Source organism: Candidatus Palauibacter australiensis (assembly GCA_026705295.1).
Lineage (GTDB): Bacteria > Gemmatimonadota > Gemmatimonadetes > Palauibacterales > Palauibacteraceae > Palauibacter > Palauibacter australiensis.
This window is the reverse complement of sequence record JAPPBA010000061.1, coordinates 1-10,255: the sequence shown is the minus strand read 5'-3', so window position 1 is coordinate 10,255 and position 10,255 is coordinate 1. Positions and strand designations below refer to the sequence as shown.

At 69.7% G+C, this 10,255-nt stretch carries 10 protein-coding genes; 1 reads left to right on the top strand and 9 read right to left on the bottom strand.

The window, feature by feature from the left end; genetic code table 11:
* Window positions 1-125: 125 nt before the first annotated feature.
* Complete coding sequence (locus OXN85_04240; GenBank protein ID MCY3599166.1) at window positions 126-740, bottom strand: hydrolase; 615 nt, start codon at window positions 738-740, stop codon at window positions 126-128.
* A gap of 116 nt (window positions 741-856) precedes the next feature.
* Here OXN85_04240 and OXN85_04235 point away from each other — a divergent pair, with 116 nt between their 5' ends.
* Window positions 857-1,351, top strand: coding sequence for a MarR family transcriptional regulator (locus tag OXN85_04235; GenBank protein ID MCY3599165.1), 495 nt, complete (start codon window positions 857-859; stop codon window positions 1,349-1,351).
* 166 nt (window positions 1,352-1,517) lie between these two features.
* Here OXN85_04235 and OXN85_04230 read toward each other — a convergent pair whose 3' ends face one another.
* The 8 genes from OXN85_04230 to OXN85_04195 all read right to left on the bottom strand — a co-directional run.
* Window positions 1,518-2,732, bottom strand: a complete 1,215-nt coding sequence (locus OXN85_04230; GenBank protein MCY3599164.1) for a hypothetical protein — start codon at window positions 2,730-2,732, stop codon at window positions 1,518-1,520.
* Window positions 2,733-2,758: 26 nt separating this feature from the next.
* A complete protein-coding gene (locus OXN85_04225) occupies window positions 2,759-3,967 on the bottom strand; it encodes a hypothetical protein (GenBank protein MCY3599163.1) in 1,209 nt (402 codons plus the stop codon).
* A 12-nt stretch (window positions 3,968-3,979) separates the two neighbouring features.
* Window positions 3,980-5,122: a 6-bladed beta-propeller gene (locus tag OXN85_04220; protein ID MCY3599162.1), complete on the bottom strand. Its 1,143-nt coding sequence runs from the start codon at window positions 5,120-5,122 to the stop codon at window positions 3,980-3,982.
* The gene (locus OXN85_04215) at window positions 5,119-6,345 is read right to left on the bottom strand and encodes a hypothetical protein (GenBank protein MCY3599161.1); all 1,227 of its coding nucleotides are present in this window, start codon (window positions 6,343-6,345) and stop codon (window positions 5,119-5,121) included. The genes OXN85_04220 and OXN85_04215 overlap by 4 nt, the downstream gene beginning before the upstream one ends.
* Before the next feature lie 57 nt (window positions 6,346-6,402).
* The gene (locus OXN85_04210) at window positions 6,403-7,638 is read right to left on the bottom strand and encodes a hypothetical protein (GenBank protein ID MCY3599160.1); all 1,236 of its coding nucleotides are present in this window, start codon (window positions 7,636-7,638) and stop codon (window positions 6,403-6,405) included.
* Complete coding sequence (locus tag OXN85_04205) at window positions 7,635-8,759, bottom strand: hypothetical protein (protein ID MCY3599159.1); 1,125 nt, start codon at window positions 8,757-8,759, stop codon at window positions 7,635-7,637. The genes OXN85_04210 and OXN85_04205 overlap by 4 nt, the downstream gene beginning before the upstream one ends.
* Before the next feature lie 92 nt (window positions 8,760-8,851).
* A complete protein-coding gene (locus OXN85_04200; GenBank protein ID MCY3599158.1) occupies window positions 8,852-9,865 on the bottom strand; it encodes a hypothetical protein in 1,014 nt (337 codons plus the stop codon).
* A 20-nt stretch (window positions 9,866-9,885) separates the two neighbouring features.
* On the bottom strand, window positions 9,886-10,255 hold a 370-nt coding region (locus OXN85_04195; GenBank protein ID MCY3599157.1), incomplete at its 5' end, for a HEAT repeat domain-containing protein.

Below are 10,255 nucleotides of genomic sequence, written 5' to 3'. Positions count from 1 at the left end.
TGGCGGGCAGCGCCGCCAGCAGGCTCAGCAGCGCCACTGCCAGAAGTGCGGTCCAACCTCCGCGAAGCCATCGCCCTGGTGATCGAAGCCAACCGGGAAATGACCCGCGAGGCGAGACGGCCGGGTTACGCGGATGGAACGCTCCCGGGGAGGTGTTCGTTCATGATCTCGACGAACCCGCCCACGTCGTAGGAGCCGAGACGTCCCAGCTCGGCCATGACGGCCTCCCAGGTGACCGGCACGGCCCCGGCCTGGATCAGCCGCTGCATGCCGCGCTCGTGCGCGTCGAGGGTGGTGCCGCCGGAGACGTCCGACAGGGCGTAGATCTCATAGCCCTCCCGCAGCATGTCGAGCGCCGGGTACGCGAGGCACACTTCCGTCCAGAGCGCGGCCATGATGATCCTGCGCCGGCCGGTGGCCTCCACCGCCTCGCGGAACGCCGGCGTGTCCCACGCGTCCACGGTGCTCCGGTCGATGGTCTCGACGCCGGCGAGGATCTCCCGGAGCTCGGGAATGGTGTCCTCCTGGTAGCCGGCGGCCACGCCGATGGTCGAGAGGACCGTCGGGAGATCGTACAACTTCGCCGCTTTCGCCATGGCGACGACGTTGTTCACGAGCACGGGACGTTCGATCGAATGGGTCCCGGCGACCAGGCTCGGCTGGTAGTCGATCAGCACGAGGGCCGAGTTCTCCGGTGACAGCAGATGGTCGGTCCTCGGATCGCGGGTTGCTACGGGCATTTCTGGCCTCCTTGCAGAGTTTGCGTGTGTAAACAATTGTTGCTTACACACGTAAGATGCGTGCGTTGACAATCGTTGTCAAGGGGACTATTGTGGTTGGCATGGAGGACCTTCCCGTGCAGCCGAGCATCCTCTCGCCGGACGCGCTCCGCCCGTCGGGGGCGATGCTGTCGGCCCAGATCGCGCTCGGCCGGCTTATCGACCGGAGCGCGGTCGCCCCCACCGGTTACGATCCGACCCTGATCGACCTGCTCGTGCGGTTGGACCAGGCACCCGGCAACCGCCTTCGCGGCGTCGACCTGAGCCGTCGGTTGCTCCTGAGTCCCAGTCACGTCTCGCGAATGATCGACCGGGCCGAAGCGGCGGGTCTCGTCCGGCGCAGCGCAGACCCGAACGATCGCCGGGCGTCGCAGGTGGCCCTCACTCCGCGCGGACGCGAAGTGCTCGTCGACTTCGCGCCCCGGCTCGAGGCGGTGATCAAGCAGGTCATCCATCGAAACCTGCTCCCGGCCGAAGCCGAAACCCTCGTTGAACTGCTCGGCAGGATCGAACGGGCCGCCATCAAGCAGATCGCCGAGGGAGGGACGGACCACCGGGCCGCCGAGGGGTAGCTGTAGGCGTTCCCGCGGGAACGTCCCGGCGACTGATCTCCGACGCAGAAGTCGTGGAAGTGAAGCGCGGGCCGGACTGCTCGGTGCTGGACGTGGGCTGGCGGCGGCGGACCGTCGGGTGGCGGCGTCGCCAACGTCCCTGATCAGTGAGGCGGGGCCGGAACTCTCAGGGGTTGGAGCGGGTGAGGGGCCAGAGTTGGACGTATTCGATCTGGAATTCGTCGTAAGTGGCGCCGAGGAGGTAGTCGGGGCCGATTTCGAAGATGCGCAGGCCCGGCGGGGTCTCCAGGCGGCCGAGGACGCGGCCCGCGGGGTCGAATACGGTCCAGATCCGGCGCGTTTCGCCGGCGTGGCGGTATTCCTCGACCCAGAGGTGATCGAGTTCGTCCACGCGGATGCTGGTGAAGGCCGGGAAGGCGTCGGTCAGCGGCATGTCGGCCACGTCGGCCAGCGCGGCGGACCGTTCCGGGCCGGACAGGTTCTCGTACCGCCGGGCGAAATGGGCGTTGAGGTCCGCGCGGGTCGGGCGCCGGGCCTCGTGCTCCAGCCGCACGATCCTCGCCAGCCGGCCGTCGGTGGCGTGGGCCCGGAATTCGTAGCGGTCGTTCGTGCCTAGCACGACCAGGTCGCCCCACACGGCGGAGATCGGGTTGCGGCCGAAGGGGTGCGGCCGGACGGACATGTCTTCGGCACTGGCCGCCCACTCGCTGCCGGGATGCGTGCCCAGCGTCGCATGCACGCCGCCGTCCGGCTCGACGACCGCGTACTCCACCTCCCGCCGCGACAGGCCGTCCGGGAACTCGCCACCGGTGAAGCGAAACCCGGATGAGGACACGACGACCAGCTTCCCGTCCGGCAGAACTCCGGCCAGGCTCTGGTAGGGATCCGGCAGCCGGGAGGTGCGGCCGAGTTCTCCGTTCGCGTCGAAGACGGAGAACCGCCGCTCGCCAGTGTCCGACGCCGAGATGGAGTCGCCGGGCCAGGCCCCGACTCCGGAAGGAGCGCCGAGGCTGAACTCCCCCGGCCCCTCGCCCTGCCCGCCCCAGGACTGCAGATGGGTCCCGGAGGCGTCGAACGCCCGCAGTTCGCCGGAACCCGCGTTGGCGACGAGGATCCTTCCATCCGGCAGGCGCGTCGCGTCCGCCACCCGAAACAGTTCGTACGCGGGGTCGCCCTCGACGGCCCCGATCGAGAGCGCGGGCTCCGCCCCGATCCCCCAGCCGACCCGCGTGTCCGCCGCGGGCGCCTCGTTCTCCACGATCGTCACACCCGCACTGTCCCGCACCACCGCCTGAAGGCCAGCGTCCATGCCTCGGGCGCTCCCGGCGGCTGCGAGGAAGGCCGCCATCGCGAACGACCCGCCGCGAACGATGTTCCGCATGGTATGGCGCTCCAGATTCCGGGGTCTCACATACGTCCTCCAATATCCTGCAGTGCCGTGGGAAGGGGGTAGAGGGAGACGTATTCGATGTCGAGTTCGTCTTGCTCAATGACGATGAGATGCCGCTCGCCAACGCGGGTCAGCCTGGTGCGCGCGGGGAGCGCGATGCGACCGAGAAGACGCCCTGCGCCGTCAAAGGCGAGCCAGCGCTCGCCGTCCGGATCGCCGGGGCGGCTCCACTCCTGCACCCAGAGGCCGCCGGCCGGAGTGGCGCGAAGTCCGGACACGGTACCGAACGCCTCGGCGGCCGGCGCGGCGTCGAAGAACCTCGCCGCCTGCTGCCGCGCCTCGGGGGGCGCGCCCTGGATCGTCTCCTCCCGCGCCGCGTCCACGTGCGCCCGGGTGACGGTCCGGTCGCGCCCCGTCCAGCGGATCCGTCGGGTCAGCCGCCCGTCGGGATCCAGGATCCTGACCTCGTACGCGTTGCCCGTCGTCAGCGCGATGGCGTCGTCCAGGGCCGCCGCACCGGCCAGACCTTCGAAGTGCCGGGGCAGGAGCCGCGTTTCCCCCCCGATGTCGACGGGTCCGAGGTGCCATCCCGGGACGTTGAACACCGTGTCCCGCAGCGCTCCGGACCCGGCGTAGCGGAGGCCGATGAGCGGCGACCAGGCGAAGTCCCGCGCTCGCGTCATCAGCAGGCTGGTAACGAGTACGGTCCCGTCCCGGAAGCGCCCTCCGGGCAGCGGGGCGGCCGGGAGCGGGCGCATCGGGTTTACCGAGAGGAAGCTCCCGCCCGCGGTCCAGTAGGCGAGGCGTCGATTGCGCCAGTCATAGATGACGAGGGAATCGGACCCCGCCTTCCACACCCTCTGCGGGAGACCGAATTCGCGCGGGCCTTCGCCGAGAGACCCGAAGTGCGCCCGGAGCGTGCCATCTGTGGCGAAGATGCGGATCAGGGGCTCGATCTGGCTCACCACGACGACGGATCCGTCGTCCAGTTCGAGGGCGTCGGGGACGCGGAACATCTGGTATTCGGGCGGACCGTCCTGTCTTCCCAGGCGCAACGTCGCCGGCCCCGGCAGGCCGAACTCCGGGATATCGTCGCGGTTCTCGACGATCTCGACGCCCGCGCTGTCGCGTACCTGGAAGTCCTGGGGCGAGGCGCCGGACGCCGTATCGCACCGGATCCACAAGGCGGCGGCAACCAGGATCGTCGTCCTGCGGACGTTGTTCATGTGTTCCTCCCGCTACGGGATTCGGGTGAAGCGGACGCGGGCGGCGCGCGAGACGTCGAGCGAGTCGCGCGTCGTGCCGTAGAGTTCCGTTTCGGTGACCCAGGCGGGGTATGCGAGGTTGCTGACCCCGCGCGGCCAGCGGTATCGCGCCTCCAGCGTGCCCTCGCGATAGACGTCGGCCTCGCGCATCTCATCTCCGTCGACCCCCGTCTTCTCCACCCACAGCCGGCCGGCGCGGTCGAAGAAGAGTTCGGCCAGGACCGGCTTGCGGTCGGGGACACCGAACGGGTGTTCGCGCAGGTCGAACCTCTCCTTCTCCTGGTCGATCCGGGCCTGCGCGCGGCGGCGCTCGTCCGGACTCAACTCCGGTCCCTGCAGCGGCGCCTCGAGGCGCGACGTGCTCCCGTCGGGATGGTGGAGCGCGATCGCGTACGCGGAGTTGACGGCCGTGGCCCACCAGCCGCCCGGCCCGTGCCCGTGAATCCACAGCGGACCGAAGGGCTGGTAGACGAAGAATGTGGCGGCCTGGTCTCCTATCCTGATGTCGACGGGGCTGAAGCCGGTGGCCTGCTCCTCGGCCGTCGCCATCGGGACCGTGTCCACGGCCATGCCCGGACCCAGGTGGAAGCGCGTTAGCCGGGTTTCGCCGGCCGCCATGCCGAGGTCCACGAGCCGGCCCTCGGCGTCGAAGGTGACCGGAGCGACCAGGTTGAAGGAGGCGTTGACGCTCCTGAGGCTGCGCGCGTACTCCGCGCCGTCGTCGCCGAGCCTGAACGCGCTGTAGCGGGCGCTCTCCCGCACCCACAGGAGTCCATCGGGCCCGAACGTCATGCAGCAGGGGTTCGTCAGCTCGCCGGGACCGTCCCCCTGGCCTCCCAAACGGAAGGCGAAGCGCCCGTCCGCCTCGAACACCCGCACCTCGTGCGTCTGGTAGTCCGCGACGATCACCCGCCCGCGGTCGTCCGCCACGACGGAGCCGATTCTCGTGAAGAGGTAGGGATCTTCCCCCTCCACCTCGCCGATCTCGAGGTCGATCGCCCCCTCGAAGACCGGGATCTCGGGAGGCGGAGCGGGCGGTTCATCCGCGCACGCGGCGACGCCCGCGAGCAGCGCGACCGTGAGCAGCGCGACCGCGACCGGGATTCGGGGCTTCACGAGCCGGAGCGGTCGAGGGGCCAGGACTCAACGTACTCGACGTCGAGTTCGTCATCCCGCGAGCCGAGGATGTAGTCCTCGCCGATCTCCTCGACGGAGAAGCTCCCCGGCATCTCCACGAGCCCGAGGAGGCGACCGTCCGGATCGAACACGGTCCATAGCCGGTGCCGCTCTCCCGGCAGCCGGTATTCCCGGACCCAGAGGTATCCCAGCCGGTCGACGTGCACAGAGGCGAAGGCGGGGAAGGCCTCGACGAGCGGCATGTCGCCGACCGCGTCCAGCGCCTCGGGACGGTCGGGGTTCTGCCGGGCGACGTAGTCGCGCAGGTCGCCCCGGGTCGGCGCGCGGGCCTCGTGGTCGCGGCGGACGATCCTCGCGAGCGACCCATCGGGCCGGTACGCGCGGATCTCGTACCGGTCGTTGGTGGTTATGACGACCAGATCCGCCCAGACGAGCGGGTACGCATTGCGACTGAAGGGATAGGGGCGGGGAAAAGGCGATCCGTCGACCGTGTTCACCATGTACAGTTCCGATCCGGGGTACGCGCCCAAGTCCCGCTGCACGCTCCCGTCCGCTCGGAGGATGCCGTACTCCACATCCGGTCGGATGATCTCCGAGGTGCCCGGCTCACCGCGCTCGAACGTCGTGAGCGTGGCGGCGAAGACGCTCCCGTCCGGCAGCGGTCCGACGACCGACGGGTAGCCGCCCTCCGGCCTGAGAGCGCGACCGAACGTTCCATCCATGGAGAAGATGGAGATCCGGCCGCTGAACGGGTCCCTGGCCATCAGCGAGTCGCCCGGCCACGGCTTCAACCCCTGCGGCGCCATGGCTCCGAATTCGCCGGGACCGTCGCCCTGGCCACCCCACGACGCGAGGTGGACGCCGTTCGCGTCGTACACGCGGAGTTCGCCGGTCCCCGCGTTGGCAACCACGATCCGTCCGTCCGAGAGGCGCATCGCGCCGCCGACGCGGAAGAGTTCGTAGGCAGGGTCACCCTCCGCCGTCCCGATCGACACGGTGGCCTCGAGACCGACCCGCCACCCCAGCCGCGAGTCGAGCGGAGGCCGCTGGTTTTCGACGATCGTAACCCCGGCACTGTCACGCACCGTGCTTTGCAGGCCGCCACCGTCGCCGCCGCCGCCGCACGCCGCAGAGAGGGAGCCGAGGATGAGCGCGGGCGTGGCCCGCAGCGTCCGCATCGTTCGCGCCATTCGGATTGTCATGACGTGTCCAGGGAAGGAAGGCGGGGTCGGTTCAGCCGCACCGAACCGGAGACACGATCAACGACGCCTTGGTTGCGCGGAGATGAGCTCGTACACGGCGACGCTTTCTACGTCCAGGTCGTCGCGGAGGACGGCGAGGACGAGGTCTTCGGTCACGTCGAGGATTCGGAAGCGGGGTGGGGTCTCGACCTGGCCCAGCCACTCGCCGTTGGGGGAGATGATGGTGTAGGGGGAGCCCTCTTCCGGGTAGGCCGGGCGGTAGGAGGGCAGCCATACGTTGCCGTCGGCGTCGGCGAAGGGGGTGCCGAAGAACGGGACCGGCTGGCCGATCATGGCGCGATACGCGGCCATGTCTTCCCGGATGATCTCCTCGCGCCGGGCTTCGGACCCTACACGGTGTCTGCGGTAGAGCGCCCGGATATAGGTCTCGCCGTGCTCCAGGAGTTCCTCGGCGAGCAGGTTGGGCCCGGGTCGCCAGCGCACGATCTGGGTTATCGTGCCGTCCGGCAGGCGCCAGGTGACCTCGGGCCTGTCGGATCGGGTGTAGACGAACCGCCCCGCGGCCACCGTGACCTCGCCCATGGGCCGGATGATCGGGGATTCCTCTCCCGACCGCTGCCTCGGGAAGTGGTCGTACGACGCAACGGTGTCGAGGGCGCCGGTTTCGATATCGAACAGGGTCATGTGCCCGGCGAGCCACTCGGTGTCGATGTCGATCCAGAGGCTGGCGGGGTGTCGGTTCCAAAGCAGCAGCTCGCCGGCTGAACCGATCCCGGCCACGCCGAAGTGCCCCGCCCGAGGGAGGCTCGAGATGCGCGCGACCGAGTCGCCGACGAAGAGCGTGAGGCGGGACAGGCGATCATCGGGCACGAGGACGCTGTCCTGGCCCGGGACGAACAGCGCGTGGGGGGAGATGACTTCGCCCGGTCCTTCTCCGGCCGTGGCGAGCACCTCGTGCGTCGTGCCGTCCGGGCCCAGGACGACCATGCCGCTGTACCAGGCGACGACGGCGCTTCCATCCGGCATGAGCCGGCCGGCGTCGACGAACTGGAATTCGTAGTCGCCGGGGTTCGCCCCGTGCCGGTACCGCGGTTCCGCCGCCAGAGCGAAGGGCGCCTCGCCCTCCGGCCGGCCGGCATACTCGACGATCCGCACCCCGGCGCTGTCCCGGACCTGGACCCCGATGTCGCCGGTAAGCCGGGGCTCCCCCCCGCAGGCGGCGAAGGCCGCCGCCAGGATCGGTATGCGGCTCGGCGTGAGTAGGCGGCTCAGCGGCTGTGCGCGGCGCCTCACCGGGCGAAGGGCAGGTCGGCGATGTCGTACCAGTCGAGGGCCCGGTCGGGAATGCCGTCGCCGTCGTCCGGGCCGACCTGCCGGTCGACCAGCACGACCAGCGTCGGCCCCAGGAGGTCGAAGGCGCGGAGCCGGTCCCTCACCCGCACCGATCCGAGGTATGCGGAATCCTCGTACACGTCCAGCCAGGACCATTCGTGCTGGTCGCGCTGGGTGGCGATCCAGTAGCGGTTGGCGGCGTCGAACACCTGCTCGCCCGCGCGCAGATAGTAGTTCTTCGGAGTGGCGCGGTAGCGCTCCAACGCCTCGTCGGTGGCGGGCGTGCGCGGGAGGCCCTGCGACCTGTTGAGGGCCAGCAGTTCCTCTTCCGTTCGGGCCACGTCCTGCTCGTTCGGGAGTTCCGGGACGTACAGCGGCGCGCGGAGCACGGTGGCGTCGCCGGCGCCGCCGACGAAGATCAGGTGCCCTTCGCAGGCCACGAACGCCCAGCCCCCCGCCGGGTCCGGGATGCCGTAGACGACTTGCTCGCACTCGATGTCCCACGGACCGGCCGGCGACTCTTCCTGCCCGACGACCTCCCCCGAGGCGAGGTCCACGTCGTACCGGGTCATCAGCGATCCGGACATCCGGCCGAGCATCACCATGTAGTCCAGCGACACGCCGGAAACCGCGGCGCCGAACGACGGGAAGGGCTGGAACACCTCCGGCAGCATCACATCCGACACCCAGGCGCCCGACGGCTCGAAGACCGTGAAGCGGCCCAGGTCGGAATCCAGCACGCCGACGGTTCCCGCCTCTCCGCGCGCGAGATACGCGGGATCGATGAACTCGCCGGGGCCCTCGCCCTCGCGCCCGAAGACGCCGACGACGCCGCCTTCCCTCGTCACGCAGCGGACCCGCCCCTCGTAGGAGTCGATGACGCAGGCCGTGCGCTCGTCCGCGAGCAGCGCGACTTCCTCGCTTTCGCTCAGCGGTACGGCCGCCGTGCTGATGAGTTCGGGCGTGAAAACACCGGGGCCCGCGACATCGTCCCGACCGCAGGCGGCAACAAAGGCGGCGACGAAGGCGACGACGAGGGTCAGGAGTGGAAGGCACGTACCTGCACGGAACCACTGACGCATGACGCTCTCCCCCCGGATTTGGATTCGGTTCAGCCGCACCGAACCGGGGACACGGTCAGCGGCGGCTTTGGTTGCGCGTCAGTCCGTGCGCGTCAGTCGGGCTGGCCGTGGATCCATGCGGTCCAGGCCTCGACATCCGTGCCGAAGTCCTCGCCGCTGATGGCCTGGAGGAAGGTGATGGCCGGCGCGCGCGTCCCGCGGTGCTCGGCTCCCGCGTAGGCGAGCAGGAGGTCGGGTCGTTCGCTGGCCAGCTGCCGGCCGAACTCGGGGGCGATGCCCGTCGCGACGAGGGCCCGGAGCGTCGTATCGAACTCCCACGGGTTCGTCCCGCCGAAGAGCGCCAGCAGAGACTCTTCCGCCGGAGTCCAGTCCACCGGGCGCGGCGAGGCGTCGAAGGCGGTCAGCCCCTTGAGCACGCCGCCGGCCATTGCGGCAACCCGGCCCTCCGGATCAGTCAGGGTAAGGACGAGCGCGTGCCACGACGGGTCGCGGTCCACGAAGTTGCTGAGTACGAGCGTGGCAACCTCGCGCGTTTGCCAGGAGGCATCCCTCGCCACGAGTTCGAGGGCGAGGCTGTGGTCGCGTCTCCGGTCCGCGCGGTCGAGGAGACTCCAGACCTCGGCGAGAGCTTCGGCGTCGATCCCGAACCACTCCGCGACCTGGCTCGTGCGGTCCGGATCGCCCCGCGCGTAGAGAGCCTGGGCTGCGTCGTACAGCAGCCCGGGGTTCTCCTCCGCGATCGCCTTCAGGCTTTCAAGCGCCTCCGGCAGAACGAGGGTCTCGCGACCGATCGCGCGAGGGCGGACGCGTGTGGCGTCTTCCACGCCGACCACGACCGTGTAGACCTCGTCAGATCCCATCGTTCTGTACGACATGGCGGCCGCCTCGGCGAATCCGAGATCGCGCTCCATGACGGCGGCGCAGGCGTGGAACGGCTGGCCGGGAGCCAGTTCCTGGATCGCGTCGAAGAGTTCGCGCGCGGTCCACTCCTGCAACCCGACGAACTCGACCGGTCCGTCGGGCCCTTCGATCACTTGGCCGAGGCCCGGCGCCGCCGTCGCGGCGAGGAGCAGGATCATGCAGGGCACCGCGCGCCCGAACTTCATCGGGACTCCTTTGCTGCGTCTTATCCCGGTCGCCTGGGCACCGTATCGGTGGCCGGAGAAGGCAGTGTATCCGCGACCGGAGGGCGCAGCAATTCGAGGAGGAAGTCCACCGCTTCTTCGGATCCCGTGCGGCCGAGCCAGTAGATGCCGCGCTCCCGCACCTCATGGTCGGGTTCGTTGCGGATCAGTTCCATCAGCACCCGAGGGGCTTCGGAGTCGGCATCGGCCCGCTCGAAGATGGCGTAGATGGCCTGCATCTTCAGGAAGGGCTCCGAAATCTCTCCGTAGAGGTCGGCGAGGTACGCGACCGTCACCGTCGGGTGACCCGCCCACGCGGTGAAGGCTTCCTCGCGCACGTCTTCGGACTCCTCCGTGTCGAAGGCGACCGAG

What these genes read in the sequence shown, in the direction of transcription:
- OXN85_04240 (MCY3599166.1), bottom strand. Translation starts at nt 740, where the DNA reads ATGCCCGTAGCAACCCGCGATCCGAGGACCGACCATCTGCTGTCACCG.
- OXN85_04230 (MCY3599164.1), bottom strand. Translation starts at nt 2,732, where the DNA reads ATGCGGAACATCGTTCGCGGCGGGTCGTTCGCGATGGCGGCCTTCCTC.
- OXN85_04225 (MCY3599163.1), bottom strand. Translation starts at nt 3,967, where the DNA reads ATGAACAACGTCCGCAGGACGACGATCCTGGTTGCCGCCGCCTTGTGG.
- OXN85_04215 (MCY3599161.1), bottom strand. Translation starts at nt 6,345, where the DNA reads ATGACAATCCGAATGGCGCGAACGATGCGGACGCTGCGGGCCACGCCC.
- OXN85_04205 (MCY3599159.1), bottom strand. Translation starts at nt 8,759, where the DNA reads ATGCGTCAGTGGTTCCGTGCAGGTACGTGCCTTCCACTCCTGACCCTC.
- OXN85_04200 (MCY3599158.1), bottom strand. Translation starts at nt 9,865, where the DNA reads ATGAAGTTCGGGCGCGCGGTGCCCTGCATGATCCTGCTCCTCGCCGCG.